Raw genomic sequence first — 24,657 nt, 5'->3', positions numbered from 1 at the left:
AGTCAATTATTTGGGCTTATACCGCGATATTAAACGGCTCTAATCCCGCCAACCGCGTTTGCACCGCAATTTTTGGAATTTGGCGCGGGGCTTTACCCAATGATTTTTTGGCTATTGCGCCAATATGCGCGGGTGTTGTGCCGCAACATCCCCCCACAATATTGACCAATTTTTCATCAAACCATTGGTCCACCAAAATGGCGGTTTGTTCGGGCAATTCATCATATTCGCCAAGTTCATTGGGCAGGCCCGCATTTGGATATGCCATGATTAACGTATCGGCCTGACGCGATAATTCGGCCAAATATGGCCGCAATAAATCCGCGCCAAAGGAACAATTTAACCCAATGGTAAGCGGGTTTACATGCCGCACCGCATTCCAAAATGCCGCCACCGTATGGCCGGATAAATTGCGCCCTGCCATGTCGGTAATGGTCAATGAAATCATAATCGGCACATCACGGCCCGATGCAAGCCCCGCCTCCTTTGCCGCCAAAGCCGCGCATTTTGCATTTAATGTATCAAACACAGTTTCAATTAACAAAAAATCTACCCCGCCCGCAATTAACGCATCGCATTGTTGACGATAACTTTCCTTTAATTCTTCAAAATCAATTTCGCGAAATCCAGGATCATTCACATCGGGGGATAGGGACAATGTTTTGTTGGTCGGGCCAATTGAACCGGCAACAAATCGGCGGCGGCCATCGCGCGCCGCTGCCTCATCACATGCTTCGCGGGCCAATTTCGCGCCCGCAATATTCATATCCCACACCAAATGTTCGGCTGCATAATCGGCCATGGAAATGGTCGTGCTGCTAAATGTATTGGTTTCAACCATATCTGCGCCATTGGCCAAATATTCGCCGTGAATGGATTTAATAATGTCCGGCTGGGTCAGGTTTAATATATCATTATTTCCCTTTTGATCCTTTGGCAGGTTCAAATTTCCGGCATATTCCGCCTCACCCAATTTATATTTCTGAATGGACGTGCCATAGCCGCCATCAAAAATTAAAATACGCTGCGATGCTGCTGTGCGAAAGGCAGCCGCTGCATTATCATTATTTTGCGTCATGCGATTTCCCCTTCAATATTGGCTCTTTTGCCCAATAAATGGCAAATCGCAAATGATAGTTCGGCACGATTTAACGTATAAAAATGGAAATGACGCACCCCGCCTGCATATAATTTACGGCACATTTCCGCGGCAATGGTTGCGGCAACCAATTGACGTGATGCGGGATGATCGTCCAATCCTTCGAATAAATCATCCATCCAATTTGGGATTGCCGCACCGCACATTCCTGCAAATTTGCGCGTTTGGCCAACATTGGATACCGGCAATATGCCCGGCACCAATTCGGCATCAATACCAGCGGCGGCGCATGAATCGCGAAAACGGAAAAAATGTTCCGCATCAAAGAAAAATTGCGTGATGGCGCGGCTGGCCCCAGCGTCAATTTTGCGTTTCAAATTGTCAATGTCGCTTTGCGGGCAATTTGCCGCAGGATGGGTTTCGGGATAGGCGGCAACCGAAATTTCAAATGGCGCAATTTTTTTCAACCCTGCAACCAAATCAACCGCACTGGCAAATCCCTGCGGGTGGAGGACGAATTGCTCCCCATCGGGCGCATCTCCGCGCAGGGCGACAATATGGCGCACGCCCGCATCCCAATATTGCTGCGCGGTTTCGATAATTTCTTCCTTGCTTGCCCCAACACAGGTTAAATGCGCCGCCGCTGCTATTTCTGTTTCCGCCGCTATACGCGCCACCGTTGCATGGGTGCGTTCACGGGTTGACCCCCCCGCCCCATAGGTGACCGACACAAATCGCGGCTGCAAGGGCGCCAATGTCATGATTGAATCCCACAATTGCTGTTCCATTTTTTCGCTTTTGGGCGGGAAAAATTCAAAGGATATTTCAACATCACCCGGCAATCCTGCAAATAAGGGGGTATCTATGGCCAATCGCGATTCCTGTAATTGGGAGTGGGAGATAGAATGTGACATTAATTATCCTTATGATGTATCATGGTGGAGATATTATCCGCCACGGGGTCGGTTATTATATTCAAACTGCGGCGTTCGCTTTTTTGGCCAAGCCAGATTTTGACGGTTAATTCTCCGCCATCAAGTTGGCGATTATGCGCCATGCGCAGCCCCGCCGTTTCAAATGCCGCCATGATGGTGGAATCGGCAAAGCCAAGCCGTTCATGCGCGTGAACCGTGCGCAATTCCTCCCTATCATGCGGGGCGAAATCAACAATCATCAATCGGCCAGCAGGGGCCAGAACGCGCGCAGCCTCCCTTATCACATGGGCGGGATCGCCCGCATAATGCAGAACCTGATGCAGCAAAACCGTATCATAGCTTTGATTATCCAAAGGCAGGGCATTAAAATCACCCAGCATCATGTCCAACCGTTCAATTGGCGGTTTTTCATCATGATTATCCCAAATTTTTGCACGGGCCACCCGCAACATTTCCGGGCTATTATCCAATGCGGTCATATGCTCCGCCGCGTCCAAAAATATTTCCACCATTCGCCCTGTGCCCGTGCCAATGTCCAACACGCGGCCCATAGGGCGGGTGGCCAGCGCCTGTGCCATTGCCTGTTCAACCTCTGCCTCGGCAACATGCATGGAACGAATATGATCCCATTTTGACGCATGGTCGGCAAAATATTTCTCCGCCATCATTGCGCGGGTTTGTTTAATTTGCTGTAATTTTTCAATGTCACTGGAAATATCGGGATCTTCGGAAATATTTCTGCCTTGTAATAATCGTTGGAAAAGCCGCATATAGCTTGCATCACCGGCGCGCAGGAAAACCCAGCTGCCTTCTTTCCTACGGTCGATTAAATTGGCATCGACAAGGATTTTGATATGGCGCGAAACTCGCGGCTGGCTTTGCTCCAAAATCAATACTAATTCACCAACGGAAAGCTCCATCACATGTACCAATAATGCAATGCGCAGTCGGGTGGGGTCGGCCAAGGCACGAAATATGGTGAGCAAATCTTGCATATTGCAAGCGCATATAAAGAAATCTTTATATGCTGTCAATTGCCTGATTTCAGGGAATTTCAGCAGCGCTAATTTTAAAATATTATCCTTAACAGCCAAAAAAACATGGTAAATTATCAAAAGCTATTTGCGTTGAATTTGACGAGGGACTATTTATCTAAGTCTCAGGAGCGGGTCTAACAATCTGTTCGTGTGAATATTTTAAATATTATTTAGGGGGATTCCCACATGAAAAAATTTACAGTCGCTTTAATTCTTGGTGCTTCAATGGCCGTAGCCGCATGTTCAGGCGCCGAAGAAGCAACCACCGATGAAGCTGTAAGCGAAGAAGTAGTTGCTGATCCTGCTGCTGAAGCAGTTGAAAATGCAGAAGTAAGCGCAAATGAAATGGGCGCGACCTCAACCGAAGCTACTACCGATGCGGCGGTAACCGAGGAAGCTGCTCAATAATAGCTGCTTTTACCAGTTAAAAAAGGGGTCATATTGTTCGCGCAATATGGCCCTTTTTTGCTGCACTATGATTTTTTGAGCTTCTTTGTTGTTATGCTCAATGATTTCGTAGCTTCGTTGTTGTTGTGCTCAATGATTTCGCAGCTTCTTTGTTGTTGTGCTCAATGATTTCGCAGCTTCTTTGTTGTTGTGCTCAATGATTTCGCACAATGGCCCGAACCACCGATTGCATCAACTGCATCCGTTCCGGTATCGACGCCGTCGTATCACCCAACATCACCGCCACCATATATTGCCGGCCATCCGGCGCGACCAAAATACCCACATCATTATATCCCGTCGAAATTGGCGGCAAATCCTGACCCGTGCCGGTTTTATGGCCAATGCTCCATCCACTTGGCACACCGCCCTTCAACCTATTTGGGCCGCTTCGCACGCGGTTTAATAAATCCAGCAAATAGGATGAAGAACCATAGGATAATAATTTCCCGCGCGATAATTTAGCAAGCGCCAAACTTATCGCACGCGGGCTTGCCCCATCAATCGGATCGGCCAGATAATTATCCAATGCCGACTTTCGTTTATCATAGGATAAATTGGCCCGCGCGGTATAAAAATTGCGGCCAATCGAATATTCCTGTTTCCATGTCAAACCGGCAATCCCGCTTTGCAATAAACGTTCCCCCGGGCCAAAACGAATGGCGCCCAATTGATGTTTTGCAATAAAATCATGCACCGCCTCTGGCCCGCCCGCCGTGCGCAGCAAGCTATCATTGGCGGTATTATCGCTTTGCGTAATTGCGCGTTCCAATAAAGACGCCACGCTTTCGCGCACCTCTCCCTCGCGCAGCACCTTATCCCGCACGGGTTGATAAAAAACGGCCAAATCATTGCGGGTAATCACCACCTCATCATCTAACCGTAATTTACCGCGATCAACCTGATCCAATATGGTCATTGCCACCCATAATTTTGAAACGCTTTGTTGGGGGAATAAATCGTCCAATCTTTGCCCCACGGTCCAACCTTCGTCCAAACTATGCACCGAAATACCGGTTTTACCCGGAAATACGCGCCATAAATCAAATATTTCCTGCTGCAAATTTTGCGCATTGCTTTGGCCCTTATGGCTGCTTTGCGAGCCATTTTGATGCGCCGAATTTGGCGGCGGCGGCAATTGAGTGACGGGCTTGCCCACAGGGCGATTTTGAACCGGCGCATTATTGGGAATGGCAGCGCAAGCAGTGATTAAAAATGACAAGCAAGCGACCTTTACATATCGCGACATTATATTTTTTTGCACCGTCATATTCCTCTATCATATTTAAATTATTTCTTAATATATTAAGAATTGAACAAAACTGGTTAATAAATGCTTAAGATGCGCCGCAAGCAGTTATAGTTTACAATTATATATATTGCGCTGCTTGACGCGGCGGGGGTCATGCGTCAAAAAGATATTAAATAATTTAATCAATTGGAGCGTTTCTTCATGGACGAAAATAATGGCTTATTCATTGGTCTTGCACCTTTGGGAAAAGACGGCGGCGAAAAGCAATTTTTGAACCTGAAACGCGCCAATCGTCATGGTTTAATTGCCGGCGCCACTGGCACGGGTAAAACCGTGACATTACAGGGTTTGGCCGAAAGCTTTTCCGCCGTCGGTGTTCCGGTATTTATGGCCGATGTAAAGGGTGATTTAGCGGGCATGGCCATGGCCGGCTCACCCACAGGAAAATTGCATATACCCTTTACCAATCGGGCCAAGGAAATTGGCTATGATGATTATAGCTATGCCGATAATCCGGTGGTATTTTGGGATTTATTTGGCGAACAAGGCCACCCCATTCGCACCACGGTTTCCGAAATGGGCCCTTTATTATTGGCCCGTTTGCTTGACCTTAATGAAACACAAGAAGGCGTGTTAAACATCGCCTTTCGCGCCGCCGATGAAGAGGGCATGTTGCTGCTCAACCTTGCCGATTTACAGGCAATGCTGGTGTGGTGCAGCGAAAATGCCTCCACCCTGTCCACCAAATATGGCAATGTGACCAAGGCAAGCGTCGGCGCAATTCAACGTCAATTATTAACATTGGACACACAGGGCGGGGCGAAGTTTTTTGGCGAACCCGCATTGGAAATTGACGATTTTATCAGCATTGATGAAAAAGGACGCGGCACAATTAACATTTTGGCCGCCGATAAGTTGATGGCCAGCCCGAAATTATATTCCACCTTCCTATTATGGATGTTGTCCGAACTATTTGAAAGCCTGCCCGAAATGGGCGATCCGGAAAAACCAAAATTGGTATTTTTCTTTGATGAGGCGCATTTATTGTTCGATGACGCGCCAAAGGCATTGTTAAATAAAGTAGAACAGGTTGTGCGTTTAATCCGATCAAAGGGTGTGGGCGTATATTTCATCACCCAAAACCCCATTGATATTCCCGAAGATGTGGCCGGACAATTGGGCAACCGAATTCAACATGCCCTGCGCGCCTTTACCCCACGCGATCAAAAGGCGATAAAGGCCGCCGCCGATACATTCCGCATCAACCCCGATTTGGATGTGGCGCAGGCAATTACTGAATTAAAAGTGGGCGAGGCGCTTGTCTCCACTTTGATGGCCGATGGTGCACCCTCCATTGTTCAGCGCACATTGATAAAACCGCCCCGTGCGCGTGTCGGCGTGTTGGATAAAAAAGAACGGGCGATTATCCAATCAATCTCCCCCTATGGCGATAAATATGACAATGAAGTTGACCGCGAATCTGCGGCAGAAATATTGGCGCAAAAATCCGCAGATGCCGCCGCCGTGGCCGAACAAGTGGCAGAACAGGGCGTAGAAGAAGTGCGCAAACAACCGCGTGTCACGCAAAGCATTTGGGAAAAAGCGGGCAAGGCGGCCATGGGCGCGGCCGCAGCATCCGCCGGAACAATGATTGCCCGTAAAATGACGGGTAAAAAGTCAAGCGCATCACCCACCAAATCCGCCGCCAGTGCGGTGGCCGGCACCATTGGCACCGAAATCGGCAAATCAATCGGCTTTCCTGGCCTTGGCCGATTTGTGCGCGGTATCATGGGGGGGTTAATGCGGTAAAATTGCCGCACCTCCCCCTTATATTACCATATATTTAATTATTGATATTCAACCTGCACCCAATAATTTCCCGAATAATTACCTGCTGGAGTATTGGCAGGAATGCGCAAACGTGCGCCAATATTAAAACTACCCGCGCCCGCCGCATCCAATGTTAAAACTGGCGTGTGCAGGATTAAACCAAAGGTAATGATATTGGTTCCATCGGTTAATTGAAATGTCACGGGATTTAATGAATCACCAATATGCGACACATTAACGGCCTGTCCCGGCTCACCCGTCACATTAAATGTGCTGGGGCTGAACAATCCGGTGCATGATGCAACACTGCATTGCGAACGGATATTTTCCGGTTCAATGGTAACATAGCCAACACTTGCCGTATTGGCGACAAATGTGCCAAAACTAATGTCATTTGCGGCAGTTACGCTTATCGGGTTAATCACCTCAGCGCCCGCATTGCCGCTTTCCTGTGCAGCAAAGGCCGGCGTTGCTGCCATGCAAAGACCCGTTATCATTATTGCTGATTTTATTATTTTCATTATTATTTTCCCCCAGCCCCTTAAATGGTCTCTTAAATGGCCTTCGCCAGCGAATTATTGGTTCGCTCCATGATGGCCTATTTGGACCGAGGAAATATATATTTTACATGATGTAACAAGTTGTGCCGATTATTGGTTAATATTCAATAACCTCACCGATTAAGCGTGATTATTTATCAGCCTTGCCGAAAAACATATCGCTAATTTCCCGCGCAATGCGGGTCGGGCGATGCGTATCGGCATCCACGCAGCACCAGCTAGAGGTGATTTCTGCCAATACTTCTTCGCCGCGTTGAATAACGGTTTCGTAAAAGGCGCGCGCACCATGTACCTTTTTCAACACCACCTCGGCCACCACATTATCATCCAAAAATGCTGGGCGCCGATATGTAATTTCATGTTTTAACGCAATCCATAAATGCGCGGCCACCGCTTCCTTTGGCGCGAATTTTTGCCAATGGGCAATGACAGCCTCCTGCACCCATTTTAGGTAATTGGCATTATTCACATGGCCCATAAAATCAATATCATGAGGCAAAATGGAGATGGGATGCGAAAGCGTTGTTTTGTTCATTGACCTGCTTGTAAATAAGAAACGTTAAAAAAATAAGTCATTAAATTTTTTATCTGCAAATAAAATATATTACCTCAATCATCCCCGACCGCGATAGGAGGCAACCCCTTGATCCGGCACCCAAAGCCCCTTTGGCGGTTCGCCAGATTGCCAAAAAATATCAATGGGAATTCCCCCGCGCGGATACCAATATCCCCCAATACGCAGCCATTTTGGCTTCATCTCATTAAATAAACGTTCACCAATGCCCACGGTGCAATCTTCGTGAAATGCCGCATGATTACGAAATGACCCCAAAAATAATTTTAATGATTTTGATTCAACAATGGTTTCTTGCGGCGCATAATCAATGACCAAATGGGCAAAATCTGGCTGCGCTGTCACGGGGCAAAGCGATGTAAATTCCGGCGCAACAAATCGGGTCAAATATAGGCTATTTGGACGAGGATTTGGCACATAATCCAAAATCGCTGCTTCAGGATTTTGGGGAAGACTGCTATTTTGTCCCAAAAATTTCGGGTTTAACGGATCATTTTCTATCATATTTGTCATAGCCATTAAATAGGATGGTTCGAATGATTTTTCAATCAGACTTGTCAATATAATGATAGTAAGGTTAAAGCGCGCATCATTGGTTGAATATTCAGCAATAATTCACATTTTTTAGGCCAAGGCAGCACAAGATGAGAGCAATATTTTCCAAAAATGGCGGTCTGCCAAAGTCATTTTTATGCGCCATGGCATATGGCATATTGATGCTATCCGCGCCCCAAATGGCATGGGCGCAAACAACAAATCCGCCCCCGCAGCAGGAAAATAGCGACAATCAAAAATCCGCCCCCGCGCCCGTGATACAGGTAAAGACACCGCAAATTGTTGGCCCACGCGGCCCTGTGGATGTCGATGCAGATATTGCCGACCGCCCTGCCCCCACATCCAAAAATAATATCCCAGCACCAACCCAAAATAATGAAATAGAGCGCGGTCCATCCGCGCCGTTAAACGGGGCAACACCACCTGTTCGGGCGGATGTAAGGCAAAAAAACCTGCCTAAATCGCCCAACACGCAAATTAATAATAACATCGCAAAGGATGAACAATCCGTAAAAACGGCTGGTAATACAGACCCCAATGCAGGGGCTATAAATGAAGATATCGCGACAAGCAAAATTACAGGTAACAGGCAAAATAGTGAAAATATTGGCGCAATTTCGCCAGGTGACATCGCCAATAATAATGGAATAAATGGCATTGCTAACAGCGTGAACAACAACATAAATTCGGCAGAAAATGCCGATATACAGCCATTTATATATGGCGGATTGGCGTTATTATTATTGGTCATTGGATTTGCGGCCTATCGTTTCTTGATTTCGCGCCGCGCAACCAAGCCTGATTTAGACGATGTAAAAATATCGCCGCTTAAAAACACAAAATCCCAAGCCAAAAATACCAAAACAGCAAAGACCGATGCGCCGCCAAGCACAGATGCTATTGCCAATGAAAACACGGCGACAAAGCCCGAAATAACGCCATTTTTTGGCCCCGCAAATCCGCCCAGCATGGGGCAAAGGCCATGGCTTAATGCCCATTTTCAACCCGAAAAGGCATTGCTCACCCTAACTTCTTTGCGTCTGTCCGGGGAAATTATCATTGATAATCAGGGTGATTTACAAAGCGATTCGGCCATGTTGCGTATATTATTTGGTCAGGCCGATGAAGGGCATGAGCAAATTTTAGCATCATTTCACCATGATGAGTTAAATGGCGAAAAATATGAAATACCGGTAATTAAAGCCAATGCCCAATATCGATTGAAAATTGATCTGGCCATGCCAATCACCGCGATAAAGGCCATGGAATATGGCCCGCAACGATTTATTGTCCCGATGATTGCGGCGGATTTACGATATTATTGGCCCGCTTGCGATACACTAAAAGGCGAAGCGGGCTTTACCAATTTTGCCCATATTGTGGGTTTGGAAAGCACGCCCGCTTGTACAAAAATGGCGCCCCTGCGTCTTGACAAAGGGCCATGCAATTATGGCACATTGGGACAACGCGCTATCGCCACCCAGCAAAATTATTAAACAATAAAATAAATAATGGGCGAATATAACCCGCCCATTATCATTAAATGGCGCGGCACATATCGGCCAACCATTTCCTATCCGTATCTTCCAATTGTGGGCCGATAAGGGCATAGGTTTTGGCATGATATTCATTGACCCAATCACGCTCCGCTTTGGTCAACATGTCCGCATCAATTAAACATGGTTCCAATGGTGCCCAGGTCAGATTTTCAAACTCCATATATGCGCCCTCTGCGCCCTCAATATCGGCATTTTTGACAAGCACAAGATTTTCAATACGGATGCCAAAGCCGCCTTCTTTATAATATCCTGGTTCATTGGATAATATCATGCCCACTTGCAATGGCTCATCCGTTCCTGCTTGCGGTCCTGCGGCCTTTGATATGCGCTGCGGCCCTTCATGTACCGCCAAATAACTGCCCACGCCATGCCCCGTTCCATGGGCATAATCCACGCCGTCCGCCCATAAATATTGCCGCGCCAATACATCCAATTGTGCTCCGCTTGTCCCCTTTGGAAAACGCGCCATGGCAAGGGCGATATGTCCTTTTAATACCTGAGTATAGCGTTTCACCATTTCGGCGCTTGGCGTGCCCACGGCGATAACGCGGGTAATGTCTGTCGTGCCGTCCAAATATTGGCCGCCACTATCCACCAAATATAATTGCCCCTCCTCAATTGCCAAATTCGTATCTTCATCAACCGAATAATGGCATAATGCACCATGCGGTCCGGCGGCCGAAATTGTCCGAAAGCTTATATCTTTAAGAACGCCTGTGGCATCACGAAATTCGCGTAATTTGGCGGCGGCAGAAAGCTCATCCTGTCCGCCCTTCACCAACTCCTGCGTGCACCATTTAAGGAAACGGGTCACCGCCGCCCCATCACGAATATGGGCATTGCGTGCGCCCTGTTGCTCCACGGGGTTTTTAACCGCTTTTGGCAAGATGGAGGGATCGCGTAACGGCATGATTTTTGCGCCGCCTGCGATAAGTGCCTGCTCAATTGCAGCAACGCTGCGCTCTGGATCAACCGCAATCACCTTGCCCGATAATTGACCCAATTGCTGGGCCAGCTCATCATATCCGCGTATCGACACCTGATTTCCCAAATGGCGCTGCACCTCTGGCGTGATTTTTTCCGGCGCGACAAATAATGTGGCACTGCCGTCATTATTTAAAAGTGTGAATGCCAAGGGAACGGGGGTGTTTGACACATCTTCGCCGCGAATATTAAATATCCATGCCACCGAATCCAATGCCGCAATCACTGCGCCATCTGCGCCCTTTGCGGTTAAATAAGCCGCCATTTCGGCGCGTTTTTCCTCGCTATCCTTGCCCGAATATATATTTTCATGCACCTGCAATTTTGCGTCTGAACGCGCGGGTTGGTCGGCCCATATGGCATCAATAGGGTTCATATCCACCGCAACCATGGACGCGCCCGCCTTCGCCGCTGCGGCCTCGGCCTGTTTTACCCACGCATTTGTATGCAGCCACGCATCATATCCAATTTTCTCGCCCGCCTGTGCATTTTTGGCTATCCATTTAATCATGCTGACCTCATGCACGGCGACATAATCAAATAATTTTCCGTCCACTTGGTCACGCACCTGCACCGTATAGCGCCCATCGGTGAAAATAGCGGCCTTATTTATCATGACAATCGCGCTGCCTGCACTGCCACCAAAACCGGTTAACCAGCCAAGGCGCTGGGCATATTCGCCGACATATTCGCTCATATGTTCATCGCAAATGGGAATGATAAATCCGCTTATCCCGCGCCTTTTCAATTCTTCACGTAGGGCGGATAGGCGGGCTTCGTGGGTTTGCATCAACATAAGATATTCCAATTTGCTTGATTAAATTTATGATGACTAACATAAAGCTTCTCAAATGATTTTTCCACCTTCATCTTAATGAATAAAATTTCGGAGACTTATGATGCAGCGACCATCCCTTTTCACAAATTGTGCCTTGGCCGCTTTGGCTGTCATCATCTCTACCCCCGCATCTGCATTTACCGAGGAAAGCCCCGCAAAAAATATGACTGATAATATTTCCCATAATTCTGTATCATCTAATAAAGCGCCCGTTGCTGAAAAACGCGATCATAGCTTTACCCATCATGGCATTACGGTTTCAGATCCCTATCATTGGTTAAAGGATCAAAGCTATCCGGTGATTGATGATGCCGATGTTCTGGACTATCTAAAAGAAGAAAATGCCTATTTTGAAGGACATATGGCCGCGCAAAAACCATTAACCGATGCCTTATTTACCGAAATGAAGGGGCGGATAAAGGAAGATGAAAGCAGCGTCCCGCAAAAGGATGGCGATTGGATTTATTGGTCAAAATTTGATGAAGGAGACCAATATCGCAAATATTATCGCAAAGCCGCCAATGGCAGCGGCGAAGATATTTTAATCCTTGATGAAAATAAATTGGCAGAGGGCAAGGAATATTTCCGGCTTGGCGCATTGGAAATCAGCCCCGATGGCAAATTGGCGGTTTATGCCTATGATGATAATGGGTCAGAACGATTTGAGGCGCATGTCCGTAATTTAGAAACAATGGAAGAATTGCCCGATATCATCCCGGGCACTTTATCTTCCATTGTGTGGACTCCTGATAGCAAGGGATTTGTTTACGGCCTTGCCAATGAAAATTGGCGCACCGACAATTTAAAATATCATATTTTGGGCAGCGATCCCAAAAATGATAAGGAAATTTTCCGTGAAGCGGACGAAGGTTATCGTGTCGATGTGGGATTAAGCGCACAGGAAGATTATATGTTCTTCGTCACGGGGGATAATGTGACCAGCGAAATTCGCATTGTCCCGGCTTCTGACCCCGCCGCCACCCCCATTTTGGTTAAAGAGCGCAAGGCAGGCGTGCAATATTCGCTCGATATTCGCGATGGGCAATTATTCATCCTGACCAATGATCAACATGTGAATTTCCGCCTTGCCACCGCGTCATTGGAAAAACCCGGCGAATGGAGCAGCATCATTGATGGTTCGGATGAAAATTATTTAACCAGTTTTGAACTGTTCAAAAATTTCTACGTTTTGGAAAGCCGCGTTGCCGGATTGGACCAAATTGACATTCGCGATTATGATGATGCGAATAAGGTGGAGCGGATTAAATTTCCAGAGGCCAGCTATGATGCAGGCATGGGCAATAATCCCGAATTTGATGTCGATAAATTACGTCTTTCTTATGAAAGCATGGTCACCCCCGATACCGTTTATGATTATCATATTGCAGATAAAAAATTGGAGGTGTTAAAGGTTCAGGAAATCCCATCTGGATATGATGCGGGCGAATATGAAACCGAACGCGTGATGATTACCGCGCGGGACGGGGTGCAAGTTCCCGTGTCCATTATGTATAAAAAGGGGTTTAAGAAAGATGGCAGCCAACCCCTGCATTTATATGCATATGGCGCATATGGTTATGCCGTGCCCCCCGGTTTTTCAACCACGCGGTTGAGCCTTGTCGATCGCGGCTTTGCCTATGCCATTGCGCATATTCGCGGCGGCGATGATTTGGGATATCAATGGTATTTGGATGGTAAGTTAAAAAAACGCACCAATACATTTAACGATTTTGTCGATGTGGGCAGGGGGTTAATTGAACGCGGATATACTGCAAAGGGCAAATTAACCGCCAGCGGCGGGTCAGCAGGCGGCGAGTTAATGGGCGCAGTTGCCAACCAAGCACCGGAAATTTTCGGCGCGGTTGTGGCGCATGTTCCCTTTGTCGATGTGCTGAACACTATGTTGGATGAAAGCCTGCCTCTCACCCCCGGCGAATGGCCCGAATGGGGCAATCCCATTACCAGCAAGGAAGATTTTGAATTTATCCGTTCCTATTCTCCCTATGACCAAGTGGAGGCAAAGGCATATCCCCCCATGCTATATACGGGCGGGTTGAACGACCCACGCGTGACATATTGGGAGCCGGCCAAAATGGTCGCCAAATTGCGCGACATGAAAACGGATGATAATTTATTATTGATGAAAATAAATATGGGTGCGGGCCATGGCGGTAAATCGGGCCGTTGGGACAGGTTAACCGAAACAGCAGAAGAATATGCCTTCATCCTATGGCAATTGGGCATGACGGAGGAGTGAGGCGTTTCATTTATATTTCGCGATATAAAAAATGATGAATAATAGGAAATAAGAAAGACTTTAATGAGCGAAATTAAAATATTACAGAAAATGATTAACCAGCATTTGGATGATGGGCTGCGCGTTAAAATTTATCTTTGCAAAGATTTTCAACAGGCATTTGATGCAATATCCGTAACAAATGCTGAAATTTGCAGTGAGAATTTTCTTAATATTCTAAGCGGCGATGTAACGCATCTGGTCAATATTAAATTTATAACGAATATTTCTATTTTTAATGATTAAGAAATTCACCCTGCCCTTTTCTCCAACCCCCGCCGATATTGACGAACTGGGCCATGTGAATAATGCGGTGTGGGTGCGCTGGATTCAGGATATGGCTACCGCCCATTGGACGGCGGTCGCCAATCCGGCGCATATTACCGCCTATATTTGGATGGTGACGCGGCATGAAATTGACTATCGCGGTAATATTGCCCTTGGGGAAGAAGTGATAGGCCAAACATGGATAGAGAAGCCGCCACGCGGCGCACGTTTTGACCGGCGTGTCGATTTTGTAAATATGGATGGAAAAGTAATTATCAGCGCGAATAGCAGCTGGGCCATGCTGAACCGTGAAACGGGCCGTTTAATGCGCGTGCCCATGGATGTGGCCGCGCCATTTCTATCTATTTCATCATAGAAAAAGGCTTTCCCCAGAATATAGCCTAATATGAAATTTAGACTTAAATTGAGAAAAGCCTTCCCTGCGACCTGCCGTCCAAATGGACAGCTCCTCATCCTTATTTACATTTTACCACATGGTCCGCGTCCATGCCCAATGCGACTTTTGCAATGCTGAATTTAACATCGCCATAGGTGGATAAAATAAATGGCGCCTCAACCTTGTTTAATCCCTGCGTTGAACCAACAAAGCATTTTAACGGCACGCCAATGACATTCCATTCGCCCAATTTTTGTTCGGCCAAAATATCAAACGGTATTTTGTCACCGCAATTTACGCCGCAACGCATGGAAAGTGACAATTTTTCAGTCGGTTTTTTGTCTATCCTTATTGTTGTCAACAGCAACACATCGCCATTGGTTTCGCGTGTAATGTCTATGGGGTCTTGCGTGCTTAACTCAACCGCTGCGCCATCAACACCGCCTGTTATTTCAAATTTTCTTGCCCCTTCTTGAACAATATGGTCGGTGGAAGTTATTTTAACACGTCCCGCCAATGCAGAGGATGGAACAGTTGTTACACGCAGCGATTCTGCGCCATTTGCCCTTGTCACCATCAATGACCATGAAGCAGCGGGAATGCCTTTATCAAAATATATGCCCGCCCCTGTGCCTGCATCCTCCACAGCTGCATCTTCGGATAAATTGGTCCATTTCATCGGCCCATCGCCCAATGTTAATCCATATCCAAATGGGAATAATGTCGCCCCACCATGCTTTGCCGTTGCGGGCCAACTTGTCGGTAGACGCCCTTGAAAATCATATTTCACCCTGCCCTCGGCATCGCTAAATAACATATCTGCCACACCGCCGCCCTCTGAACCCGGCAACCATGCGGTCACAAATGCATCGGCTAGGTTTAGCACAGGGTTCACATATAATGGCCGTCCAGTAATCATCACCGCCACCACGGGAATTCCCTGTTGTTTTAATTTACGCATGGTTTCATATGGGGCGCGTAATTCCGGCCTTAATTGCAGGCTGGCCAAATCGCCCTGAAATTCGGCATAGGGTGTTTCGCCAAATACCACAATGGCGGCATCGGGTTTGTCGGTATAGCTGCCATCGGGTGACAAAATTGCCTTGCCCCCTGCATTACCGACCGCCTGATTTATGCCGCCCCACAGCGAAGTTGCCCCCGGAAACATATCATTGGTTAAACCTGTGCCTTGCCACGAAATGGTCCATCCACCCGCCTGCCGCGCAATATCATCCGCACCATCACCCGCAACCAAAATATTACCATTGGGTTTTAAGGGCAGGACACCGGTATTTTTTAATAATGTCATTGATTTGCGCACGGCTTCGCGCGCTATATCGCGATGTTCCTTGCTGCCCAAATATTCATATTGGCCGGAATATGGCCGTGATGATGGCTTGCCCGCATCAAACAACCCCAAACGTTCTTTTACGCGCAATATCCGCAATACCGCATCGTCAAGCCGCGCCATCGGGATGGTCCCATCCTTTACCTGCGGAATAATGCTATGATAAAGTGACTTCCAACTATCGGGCGCCATTATCATATCAACACCTGCATTCACCGCCTGAGGGCAGCTTGCATTTGTGCATCCGTCCACTTGACCATGGGCGTTCCAATCAGTGACGATAAACCCCTCAAAATTCATACGGTCCTTTAACACATCGGTTTGCAGCCCCTTATGCCCTGTAATTTTTTTGCCCTGCCAGCTTGAAAAACTGGACATGACGGTCGCCACCCCATTTTCAATGGCAGGCAAATAGGGTGCGCCATGAATATATCTTAATTCCAACTCAGATATTTTCGCATCGCCCTGATCCTTGCCCCCATCGGTTCCACCATCGGCCAAAAAATGCTTTGTGCTGGCCAATACATATGGCCCATCCAATAATGGCTTTATCGATGGCGGCCCTTGAAGTCCGCGCACCATGCTGCCCACATAGGATGCAACCAGCGAAGGGTCTGATGAATATCCCTCATATGCGCGTCCCCAACGATAATCCTGCGGCACGGTAACGGTTGGTGCAAAGGTCCATTCCTGCCCAGTTACGCGAATTTCAATGGCCGTTGCGCGTCCAATTTTTTCGATAAGCTGCGGATCACGCATCGCGCCCAACCCCACATTATGCGGGAATAATGTCGCGCCAATAATATTACTATGCCCATGGACGGCATCCGTTCCCCATATTATTGGAATGATAGGCCGCCCTTTTTTGACATTGATTGATGCATTATAAAATTCATCTGCATATGCCAGCCAATCCTTTGCTGGTGCTTTATCATTGCCATAGGGGCCTGAATTTCCGCCATTTAATACCGAACCCAAATGATATTTCTGAACATCTTCGGGGGTGACGCTGTCCAAATCGGCCTGTAATATTTGCCCAACTTTTTCCTCTATCGTCATTTGCGCTAATATTTTTTGCACACGCGCCTCTGATTCGTCCGTCAGGACACGGGGATATGCTATTTCTGGCCAAATTTCTGGATGCACAATCGCTTCAGTTCCCACTATGCTCGGCTCTTCCGATGCATAGGCAGGGGCACATAATCCCGCCACGCCAAGCATTAAAATCGACATCCTTTTTGAAAACCCCTTTTTCAACATCCAAAAACCTCCAATTTATTTTCTCATAAACTAACTATTGACAACGTTGACAAGAAAATGCCACTATTATTTCGCACTTGATGGAGAGGATAGTGTGCTTTTTTTAAAATTAATCAAATTACATGCTTGCCATCAAAGTCGGCATATTTAAGATAAGTTATTATTTTTCCGTATTTTATTACGGTATAGGGAGAGGGAATTCCATGAAACAGACCATATTTAGGCCGCGTAAATTTTTATTAGGCGCGACATCAATTTTGGCCATGTCCTGCGCCAGCACGGCATTGGCACAACAAAATAGTGCAGCAAATAACAGCGCAGAAAACGCCAGCGAAACGGACGAAATCGTCGTAACGGGCTTTCGCGCATCATTGGAAAGTGCACTGTCGGCAAAGCGTGATTCGAACTTAATTATCGAATCAGTCACATCGGAAGATATTGGTAAATTCCCCGATCAAAATATTGCCGAATCGCTGCAACGTCTTCCCGGAATTCAAATTGACCGCGAAAATGGACAGGGAACAAAGGTGCGTATCCGCGGTCTGGAACAAAATGTCACCTTATTAAATGGTGATTTATTCGTCAGCGGCCAAGAAAATTTCAAAGTGGGCGAAGGCAATTTTGTTCGCCAAGATTCATTGGAAGCGATTCCATCCGAATTAATTGGCGGCGTAGAGGTTTATAAATCACCCAATGCTTCCTTGTTGGAAGGCGGCCTTGGCGGTATCGTCAACCTTAAAACCCGCAGCGCATTGGACATGAAAGATGGCCTGACCCTTGCGGGCAATGCCCGTTTGAATAAGGGTTCAGAAATTGGCGGTTGGAAGCCAACAGCGGCGTTGGTTGCGGCATATAATTTCAACGATAAATTGGGTATTATTGCATCATTCAGCTTTGATCAAACAAATGACCATCATAATGTTTTGGGCGGTGAAAATCGCGGAAATTGGGCATTTGCCGGCGGGCGTCGTGATCAGGCGACAACCCCCACAAATTATTATGCGCCCGAATATCGCTATGTCACCGATCGTGACCAATTTCGCACCCGTTGGGGTGGTTCATTAGGTATAAATTTCAAACCCACCGATCAATTGGAATTATCCGCAAATTATGTCCATTCGGAATTAAAAGTGGACACAAGAGAAGCATCGTTAAAATTCCCATTTGGACAGGGTGAATTAATCCGCCTTCGCCCAGGGGCCAGCATTGATGGCAATGGAGTGTTGGAAAACGCCACGGTTCAGGCCGCATCGGCAGAGGCCATTACATTTGTGGATGTCAGCAAGGTCAAGTCGGACAATCTGCAATTTAATATAGATTATGACAACGCTGACAATTTTCGGGCGAAAGTTTCTGCAAATTATTCAACCGCCAATTTAAACCGTGAAGTTGCCAATAATGATGTTCGCTATACCGCCTATACGGTGCGGCGCAACGGCACAGGCGGCGCATTGGTTGGCGGCGCACCGGGCAATCCTGCCGCCCCCACCACATGGGATTTCACCTATCAAAATGGTAAATTTCCTGTCTTTGGTTTAGGTGCGGGCACGCCCGCTGATTTATTTTCCAATCCTGCTTATGGATTATTTAAATCGCATTGGGCATTTGGTGACCGTTCAAAAATTGACGGCCATTCTATTAAGGCTGATTTTGCCTATGATGCGGATAATAGCGACGAAAACACCATTACGATTAGCGCAGGGTTTCGTTATGGCCAACGCAGCGTAGATTTTGCATCGGGCCGTTATTTGGCGGATTATTCCAGCAGAGGCGAAATTGATGCCACGGCCATTCCCGCTGCCCAGCGCGTGGCAGGATTTAATTATAATTGGACACCCTATGGTTATTTCCAAGATCCCGCCATTGGTTTCAAAATTTGCGATTTGCCAGAGGCGAATAAACCAGCCGCATTTGCCGGATGCAGCCGTTTTGGCAATTCGCCCGTTGTGATTGCGCCTATTCAATCCTTTACATCCAATCCGGAACGTTTGGTCACGATTAAGAACTTTGCTGGCGGTGAAAACACGCCGGGCGGCACATTGCTTTTACAAGATCCTGCACAAATGACCAATGCACTGGAATGGATACAGGCGCTATACCCGAACACGCCATTCACATTTTTTGAAGATCCATTGCAAGCATATGTGGTAAAAGAAGAAACAAAGTCAGCATATTTAATGGCCGATATTGGCGGATTGGATGACCCATATCATGTCAATGTTGGTGTTCGGATTGTGAACACTAAATTAAGTGTGGACCAAAACCAACCGGCCAATGCCAACCCCACCTATTGGGGCACGGACAGCTGGAACGGGGTGCTGCGTGATTTCCAAACCGACACCACCACCACCAGCACGACCGATTTCTTGCCCAGTGTTAACGCCGTTGCGGATGTGGGCGATGGTCAAAAGCTGCGCTTTTCCGCCGCACGGGTCGTTGCACGTCAAAAATTGGATGATTTGGGACGTGGCTTCTCCACCAACTTTACCCGCGATGCGACCGTAGGTTCGCCAACACAAAATCTGTTCTTATTCACCAATGGCTCACGCGGCAATGCTGCTTTAGAACCATTTAGAGCATTTCAATTTGATTTGGCATATGAACATTATATCGGCAATCATGGCCTTGTCTCTGCCGGTATTTTCTGGAAAGAGGTGGACAGTTTTATTGTTTCCGAAACCGTTCCAATTTTTGTGAATGATCAGGCTGGCGGCCGTTTAGGACCAGTAACACAGCCCGCAAATGGCACAGGCGGACGTGTTCGCGGATTTGAACTTGCGGCGCAATATGCATTTGATATGGGTCTTGGCTTTACCGCAAATTATACTTTCTCTGACACCAAAACCAGCTTGTCGAACAGCTTTGATAGCAATCTGCCATTGCAGGGCGTGTCAAAACATTCATTCAATGGACAGGTTTATTATGAAAAAGATGGCTTTGCGGCACGAGCATCCTATTCATGGCGATCGTCACAATTGCTGGGTAATTTTGGATTTGGCGATGGCAATGTCACGCGCAGCATGGGCATTTATGGCCGTGCCTATGGCCAATTGGATGGTCAAATCTCCTATGATGTGAACGATAATTTTGGCGTTTTTGTCGAAGGGATTAACCTGACCAAATCTGATCAATCAGCATATCTGCAATTTGAGAATTTACCATTCCGTTTTGAATCTGGTTCGCGCCGGAATTATGTGGGCGGTAAATTTAAATTTTAATCTTGCAGTGGGGCGGTCCGCAATAACCGCCCTGCTCTCTCCAACCTATGGGGCGGTCCGCAATAGCCGCCCCCCTTTTTTTATCTGCCCCCTTTTTTTTCTGGAGTAATTGGTGATAAATTTGGCGGATAAGATTGACCTTTTACCCCATATATGGTGGCATATAAAATATGAATAAAGATGATAAAATCCAATCCATTGCCATTATCGGCGGCGGCACATCGGGCTGGTCCACGGCGGCATTATTGGGCGCGATATTAAAAGATAGCGGGGTGAAGATCACCCTGATTGAATCATCCGACATCCCCACCATTGGCGTAGGCGAGGCGACAATTCCACCGATTTTTGAATTTCTGCGCAATATTGGCGCAGATGAGGTTGAATTTATCCGCCAATGTCAGGCGACATTTAAACTGGCCATATTGTTCAAAAATTGGGTGCGGCAGGGCCAACAATATTGGCACCCCTTTGGCAATTTGGGTATCACCATTAACCAACGACCATTTCACCATTATTGGTGGAAAAATAAGACCCATGGGCATGATGAAAATTTCGCCGATTTTTGCCCCGCCATTGCCTTGGCCGAGGATAATAAATTTGCCTTTCCATCGCCCGATGGCAATTGGCCCGGCGGCGCGGTGGCCTATGCCATGCATTTTGATGCAGGGCTGGTCGCAAAATTTCTGCGCGACCATTCACAAAAAGCGGGCGTTATCCATCATGATGCAAAGGTTGAACGTAGCAAGGTGCGGGACGGCGAATGGATAGACGGCTTAATCCTGAATAATGGTGACGAATTGACCGCCGATTTATATATTGATTGCACCGGATTTCGCGGTTTGTTGATTGAGGAAGCATTGCAAAGCGGATATGTGGATTGGAGCAATTGGCTGCCCTGTGACCGCGCGGTTGCGGTGCAAAGCGAACCGCATGAAACACGCACGCCCTATACCATCGCCACGGCAAAGGAGGCGGGGTGGCAATGGCGCATTCCCCTGCAAAACCGTATCGGCAATGGATATGTTTATTCCAGCACTTTTACCGATGATGACCGTGCGGCGCAAAGCCTGCTTGACGGGCTGGACAGCCCCAAATTGGCCGAGCCACGTTTTTTGAAATTCACCGCCGGATATCGCAAAAGCGGTTGGATTGGCAATTGCATCGCCATTGGGCTGTCCGCTGGATTTTTAGAACCATTGGAATCAACCAGTATCCATTTAATTCACACTGGATTAAACCGATTGCTGGATTATTTTCCGGATAAAAATTTTGATCCCGCCCTGCGCCGTGCCTATAATGCTGAAATAGAGGCGGAATACAGCCATATTCGCGATTTCCTATTGCTGCATTATTATCCCAATCAACGTCATGGAGAACCATTTTGGGATGCCATGCGCCATAATAAATTACCTGATAGCCTTGCCCATAAAATGGAGCTTTTTGCACAAAGCGGGCGCATATCATCCCGCAGAAAAGAGCTGTTTTCGGATATGAGCTGGTTTTATGTGGCTGCTGGAATGGAAATTACACCCAAATATATTGACCCATTGGCCGACATCGCCCCATTTGATGAAGTGTGCAACATTATGGGCCAGATGAAGGGCGCTATGGCCGCCTATCGCCATGCCGCACCCACCCATGATGCGATATTAAACATGCTGATTGATCCCAATGAGAAAAGACGGCCCAATTTTGGTGTTGGCGCGGGATGGAGTGGCCGATAAAAAAGTTATTTATTTAGGCCTAATTTGACGAATAGGACGGTAAAAATAAGTAACCAACAAAGCCATTAAAGCAGCCACAACCAAACCCGGCATGACCGAAGCATTTGGGCTATATGCCAAACTTAACGTAATGACCTGAGGTGAAAGAGCCTGACCCAATTTTCGCGCCGTGGTGGTTAGCGCATAAATTCTTGCGGCGCATCCAATTTTATGTGCCGCCTCCACATCGGCTATCACGGCAGGGACAAGCGACCAAAACATAATCGACATGCCGCAGCTGGCAATAATTGCGATAAGGTAAAATGATGCGGTTGCCAATATATGGGGCAGGGCCAACCACGCCAATATCAATGCCGAAAAATTAAGAAATAATGACAATAATAATGTTGGCACACGGCCCAATTTCTTTTCCACCACCAACCAAATGGGCACGGTTAATAATAATGCCAATGAAGGAGACAGCGCCACGCGATAACCCAATTCCCCCTCCCCCATTTCGGAGAATAGGAATAAGAGCGATTTGCTTAACATCGTACAGCTTAATCCCGCAAAAATTATCGTTATCATTAAACGGCGCATCGCTGCGGATTGCGTTAATAATGCGACAAAGTCCTTTATTTGCTGCCATGGAGCAAATTTTTCTGTATCTGGCGCAGTTATTATTTTTTCCTTCACCCCCAAAAATGTGGCCAATAAAAATGGTTGCGCGGCAAAGGCCAAAATGACCGCCCCCATCATAAACCGCCCCGCATCAACATTATTGGAAGCAGGGATAAGATTATATATTATCGCCGCGCTAATCCCCCCCAATGCCGCGCCCTGCATCCGCACCCCGGTTAAGGCAACATGATCATCCGCCCTGTCCGTCATCCGCGCGGTTAATGCGGCATAGGGGATGTTTCCAATACTATAACAAAATCGTAAAAATAAATGGGTGATAAGCACATAAACAAAGAGCATCAGCCCGCTTAATTCAGGAGAAGAAAAGGCCAAAACCAATGCCGCCCCCATGGCTGGCCCACAGATTAACACCCATGCGCGCAGCGGCACGCGGTCTGAAAATCTGTCCGCCAATGCCCCAATTAAGGGATCAGAAACCCAATCCAAAACCGCGCCCGCCAAAAATATGGCCGATGCCACCGGCAAAGGGAGATGTAAAATTTGGATATAAAAAAATAACAGATAAAGTTCAATTGACATCCAGACCAGATTAAATCCCCAGTCACCGGCCGCATAACAATATTTTTCTTTTCTGCTAATCATTGCGCGGCGGCGCTGCGCTTTGCCGGATCATCATTTCATGCGGCAGGGGCGCAGGGGCGACATAGGCCATGTCATCAAATTGTTTTAACAATAAATCAGCCGCCTGAAACGCCATATCCTCCACCGGTTGCCTTACGGTGGTAAGGCGCGGCCAAACCGTTCGCGCAATTTCGGAATCATCATATCCCACAATGCTGATATCACCGGGAATAGACAGGCCAAGCTCCTGCGCGGCCGACATTGCGCCCACCGCCATATCGTCATTTTGTGCCAAAATTGCGGTTGGCTTTTTGTCATGGCTTAAAATCCGCATGGCCGCGTCATATCCTGATTCAAAGCTGAAATTACCCTCCTCAACCCAATTGGGATTGATGCTGATATTCTGTTCGGTCAGGCATTTAATATACCCCTCCGTCCGCCGCGCACTGGCCGCATGTAATGGATCGCCCTTTATAATGGCAACATCACGATGCCCCAAATCGGTTAAATATTGCGCACTTTCATATGCGGCGGCAACATCGTCCATGGTGGTGCAAAGCCCCAAATCAGGAATAGCCACCGGCGCGATACGCGAAAATGGGATTTTCGCCTTTGTTAATCCGTCCAATATCTCTGGAATATCACATGCAGGCGGGGCAAGGATAATACCATCCAGCGCGGTATTTCGCGCCAAAATGGCAAGGTCCTTTGGCTGTTCATTCATCGATTCCATGGACAAGACGATTAAACGATATCTTTCATCCTTTAATCGGCGCAGCGCGCCGCGCTGTAACTCCACAACATAGCTGGGGCTGGGCCGTTCATATATTAAACCGATAAGGAATGAACGCCGCCGCACCAAACCACGCGCCATAATATTGGGATGATAATGCAGCTCCTCTGCTGCTTTCATCACCTTTTCACGGACAGCAGGGGTAACATGGGGTTCATCATTAAACACCCGTGACACAGTTTTGGGGGAAACCCCCGCCAATTTTGCGACATCTTTACTTGTCGATCTTTTTGCACCCCGCGCCATAGGATATTCGTGGCCAAATATGACCGCCTTGTCAACAAAGGATGAAGGATTTTGGCCAGCATTTTCACCCACTTTATTATGTTGGCAGAAATTTATCATGGCTTTGCCAAAAAATGCTGTTCATCGCTGCCCAATATATTTAAAATTTGGGATAAATTTGGCGATTAAAATAATATTGCCAAAGGGGCAAAATAGG

The 24,657-nt window shown here is 47.3% G+C and carries 19 protein-coding genes; 8 read left to right on the top strand and 11 right to left on the bottom strand.

Going from position 1 to position 24,657, the window contains the following annotated elements; all coding sequences use genetic code 11:
* Positions 1–16: 16 nt before the first annotated feature.
* From LPB140_RS02590 to LPB140_RS02580, 3 genes are read right to left on the bottom strand one after another with little or no spacing between them, the layout of a single operon-like run.
* A complete protein-coding gene (locus LPB140_RS02590; RefSeq protein WP_072558540.1) occupies positions 17–1,078 on the bottom strand; it encodes a homocysteine S-methyltransferase family protein in 1,062 nt (353 codons plus the stop codon).
* Entirely contained in the window at positions 1,075–2,013 is a 939-nt protein-coding gene (gene metF, locus LPB140_RS02585; RefSeq protein WP_072558539.1) for a methylenetetrahydrofolate reductase, read from the bottom strand. Before metF ends, LPB140_RS02590 begins: the two co-directional genes overlap by 4 nt.
* Positions 2,013–3,029: an ArsR/SmtB family transcription factor gene (locus LPB140_RS02580; RefSeq protein WP_072560194.1), complete on the bottom strand. Its 1,017-nt coding sequence runs from the start codon at positions 3,027–3,029 to the stop codon at positions 2,013–2,015. The genes metF and LPB140_RS02580 overlap by 1 nt, the downstream gene beginning before the upstream one ends.
* Positions 3,030–3,257: 228 nt before the next feature.
* Here LPB140_RS02580 and LPB140_RS02575 point away from each other — a divergent pair, with 228 nt between their 5' ends.
* Positions 3,258–3,479, top strand: a complete 222-nt coding sequence (locus LPB140_RS02575) for a hypothetical protein (protein WP_072558538.1) — start codon at positions 3,258–3,260, stop codon at positions 3,477–3,479.
* 193 nt (positions 3,480–3,672) lie between these two features.
* Here the strand turns inward: LPB140_RS02575 and LPB140_RS02570 are convergent, their stop codons facing one another.
* Positions 3,673–4,782 carry a serine hydrolase gene (locus LPB140_RS02570; RefSeq protein ID WP_232223437.1) on the bottom strand — a complete coding sequence of 370 codons (1,110 nt, stop codon included), beginning with the start codon at positions 4,780–4,782 and terminating at the stop codon, positions 3,673–3,675.
* Positions 4,783–4,971: 189 nt separating this feature from the next.
* Between LPB140_RS02570 and LPB140_RS02565 the strand changes: the two genes are divergently transcribed.
* A complete protein-coding gene (locus LPB140_RS02565; RefSeq protein WP_072558536.1) occupies positions 4,972–6,579 on the top strand; it encodes a helicase HerA-like domain-containing protein in 1,608 nt (535 codons plus the stop codon).
* 38 nt (positions 6,580–6,617) lie between these two features.
* Here the strand turns inward: LPB140_RS02565 and LPB140_RS02560 are convergent, their stop codons facing one another.
* The 3 genes from LPB140_RS02560 to queF all read right to left on the bottom strand — a co-directional run bounded on the left by LPB140_RS02560 (position 6,618) and on the right by queF (position 8,247).
* Positions 6,618–7,079, bottom strand: a complete 462-nt coding sequence (locus LPB140_RS02560) for a DUF4402 domain-containing protein (protein WP_198024147.1) — start codon at positions 7,077–7,079, stop codon at positions 6,618–6,620.
* Positions 7,080–7,290: 211 nt separating this feature from the next.
* On the bottom strand, positions 7,291–7,695 hold the full coding sequence (locus LPB140_RS02555; RefSeq protein WP_072558534.1) for an acyl-CoA thioesterase: 405 nt from the start codon (positions 7,693–7,695) through the stop codon (positions 7,291–7,293).
* A gap of 78 nt (positions 7,696–7,773) precedes the next feature.
* On the bottom strand, positions 7,774–8,247 hold the full coding sequence (gene queF / locus LPB140_RS02550) for a preQ(1) synthase (protein WP_083550462.1): 474 nt from the start codon (positions 8,245–8,247) through the stop codon (positions 7,774–7,776).
* Positions 8,248–8,378: 131 nt separating this feature from the next.
* Between queF and LPB140_RS02545 the strand changes: the two genes are divergently transcribed.
* On the top strand, positions 8,379–9,785 hold the full coding sequence (locus tag LPB140_RS02545; protein WP_072558533.1) for a hypothetical protein: 1,407 nt from the start codon (positions 8,379–8,381) through the stop codon (positions 9,783–9,785).
* A gap of 43 nt (positions 9,786–9,828) precedes the next feature.
* Here LPB140_RS02545 and LPB140_RS02540 read toward each other — a convergent pair whose 3' ends face one another.
* Positions 9,829–11,622, bottom strand: a complete 1,794-nt coding sequence (locus tag LPB140_RS02540; RefSeq protein ID WP_072560189.1) for an aminopeptidase P family protein — start codon at positions 11,620–11,622, stop codon at positions 9,829–9,831.
* A gap of 211 nt (positions 11,623–11,833) precedes the next feature.
* On the opposite strand from LPB140_RS02540, the gene LPB140_RS02535 reads away from it, so the two are divergent.
* From LPB140_RS02535 to LPB140_RS02525, 3 genes are all read left to right on the top strand, one after another.
* Positions 11,834–13,927: a S9 family peptidase gene (locus tag LPB140_RS02535; protein WP_072560187.1), complete on the top strand. Its 2,094-nt coding sequence runs from the start codon at positions 11,834–11,836 to the stop codon at positions 13,925–13,927.
* 63 nt (positions 13,928–13,990) lie between these two features.
* Positions 13,991–14,212, top strand: a complete 222-nt coding sequence (locus tag LPB140_RS02530) for a hypothetical protein (RefSeq protein WP_072558532.1) — start codon at positions 13,991–13,993, stop codon at positions 14,210–14,212.
* Positions 14,205–14,609 carry an acyl-CoA thioesterase gene (locus LPB140_RS02525; RefSeq protein WP_072558531.1) on the top strand — a complete coding sequence of 135 codons (405 nt, stop codon included), beginning with the start codon at positions 14,205–14,207 and terminating at the stop codon, positions 14,607–14,609. Before LPB140_RS02530 ends, LPB140_RS02525 begins: the two co-directional genes overlap by 8 nt.
* 100 nt (positions 14,610–14,709) lie before the next feature.
* Here the strand turns inward: LPB140_RS02525 and LPB140_RS02520 are convergent, their stop codons facing one another.
* Positions 14,710–17,211 (bottom strand): glycoside hydrolase family 3 protein, encoded by a 2,502-nt coding sequence (locus LPB140_RS02520; RefSeq protein ID WP_156874104.1) that lies wholly within the window; start codon positions 17,209–17,211, stop codon positions 14,710–14,712.
* Between the two features lie 230 nt (positions 17,212–17,441).
* Between LPB140_RS02520 and LPB140_RS02515 the strand changes: the two genes are divergently transcribed.
* Positions 17,442–20,456 carry a TonB-dependent receptor gene (locus LPB140_RS02515; protein ID WP_072558530.1) on the top strand — a complete coding sequence of 1,005 codons (3,015 nt, stop codon included), beginning with the start codon at positions 17,442–17,444 and terminating at the stop codon, positions 20,454–20,456.
* A gap of 170 nt (positions 20,457–20,626) precedes the next feature.
* A complete protein-coding gene (locus LPB140_RS02510) occupies positions 20,627–22,180 on the top strand; it encodes a tryptophan halogenase family protein (RefSeq protein WP_072558529.1) in 1,554 nt (517 codons plus the stop codon).
* Positions 22,181–22,189: 9 nt separating this feature from the next.
* Here LPB140_RS02510 and LPB140_RS02505 read toward each other — a convergent pair whose 3' ends face one another.
* Together LPB140_RS02505 and LPB140_RS02500 are read right to left on the bottom strand one after the other, a co-directional pair.
* Positions 22,190–23,443 carry an MFS transporter gene (locus LPB140_RS02505; protein ID WP_072558528.1) on the bottom strand — a complete coding sequence of 418 codons (1,254 nt, stop codon included), beginning with the start codon at positions 23,441–23,443 and terminating at the stop codon, positions 22,190–22,192.
* Positions 23,436–24,560, bottom strand: coding sequence for a LacI family DNA-binding transcriptional regulator (locus LPB140_RS02500; RefSeq protein WP_232223436.1), 1,125 nt, complete (start codon positions 24,558–24,560; stop codon positions 23,436–23,438). Before LPB140_RS02500 ends, LPB140_RS02505 begins: the two co-directional genes overlap by 8 nt.
* Positions 24,561–24,657: the final 97 nt, after the last annotated feature.

This window comes from Sphingorhabdus lutea, from assembly GCF_001889025.1.
GTDB lineage: Bacteria > Pseudomonadota > Alphaproteobacteria > Sphingomonadales > Sphingomonadaceae > Sphingorhabdus_B > Sphingorhabdus_B lutea.
This window is presented reverse-complemented; position numbering and strand designations above follow the sequence as displayed.

Excerpts from the sequence above, each read along its gene's own strand:
- LPB140_RS02580 (WP_072560194.1), bottom strand. The coding sequence starts at position 3,029 with ATGCAAGATTTGCTCACCATATTTCGTGCCTTGGCCGACCCCACCCGA.
- LPB140_RS02565 (WP_072558536.1), top strand. The coding sequence starts at position 4,972 with ATGGACGAAAATAATGGCTTATTCATTGGTCTTGCACCTTTGGGAAAA.
- LPB140_RS02510 (WP_072558529.1), top strand. The coding sequence starts at position 20,627 with ATGAATAAAGATGATAAAATCCAATCCATTGCCATTATCGGCGGCGGC.
- queF (WP_083550462.1), bottom strand. The coding sequence starts at position 8,247 with ATGACAAATATGATAGAAAATGATCCGTTAAACCCGAAATTTTTGGGA.
- LPB140_RS02575 (WP_072558538.1), top strand. The coding sequence starts at position 3,258 with ATGAAAAAATTTACAGTCGCTTTAATTCTTGGTGCTTCAATGGCCGTA.
- LPB140_RS02590 (WP_072558540.1), bottom strand. The coding sequence starts at position 1,078 with ATGACGCAAAATAATGATAATGCAGCGGCTGCCTTTCGCACAGCAGCA.
- LPB140_RS02545 (WP_072558533.1), top strand. The coding sequence starts at position 8,379 with ATGAGAGCAATATTTTCCAAAAATGGCGGTCTGCCAAAGTCATTTTTA.
- LPB140_RS02525 (WP_072558531.1), top strand. The coding sequence starts at position 14,205 with ATGATTAAGAAATTCACCCTGCCCTTTTCTCCAACCCCCGCCGATATT.
- LPB140_RS02540 (WP_072560189.1), bottom strand. The coding sequence starts at position 11,622 with ATGCAAACCCACGAAGCCCGCCTATCCGCCCTACGTGAAGAATTGAAA.
- LPB140_RS02535 (WP_072560187.1), top strand. The coding sequence starts at position 11,834 with ATGACTGATAATATTTCCCATAATTCTGTATCATCTAATAAAGCGCCC.
- LPB140_RS02500 (WP_232223436.1), bottom strand. The coding sequence starts at position 24,560 with ATGATAAATTTCTGCCAACATAATAAAGTGGGTGAAAATGCTGGCCAA.
- LPB140_RS02530 (WP_072558532.1), top strand. The coding sequence starts at position 13,991 with ATGAGCGAAATTAAAATATTACAGAAAATGATTAACCAGCATTTGGAT.
- LPB140_RS02555 (WP_072558534.1), bottom strand. The coding sequence starts at position 7,695 with ATGAACAAAACAACGCTTTCGCATCCCATCTCCATTTTGCCTCATGAT.
- LPB140_RS02505 (WP_072558528.1), bottom strand. The coding sequence starts at position 23,443 with ATGATTAGCAGAAAAGAAAAATATTGTTATGCGGCCGGTGACTGGGGA.
- LPB140_RS02560 (WP_198024147.1), bottom strand. The coding sequence starts at position 7,079 with ATGGCAGCAACGCCGGCCTTTGCTGCACAGGAAAGCGGCAATGCGGGC.
- LPB140_RS02515 (WP_072558530.1), top strand. The coding sequence starts at position 17,442 with ATGAAACAGACCATATTTAGGCCGCGTAAATTTTTATTAGGCGCGACA.
- metF (WP_072558539.1), bottom strand. The coding sequence starts at position 2,013 with ATGTCACATTCTATCTCCCACTCCCAATTACAGGAATCGCGATTGGCC.
- LPB140_RS02520 (WP_156874104.1), bottom strand. The coding sequence starts at position 17,211 with ATGTCGATTTTAATGCTTGGCGTGGCGGGATTATGTGCCCCTGCCTAT.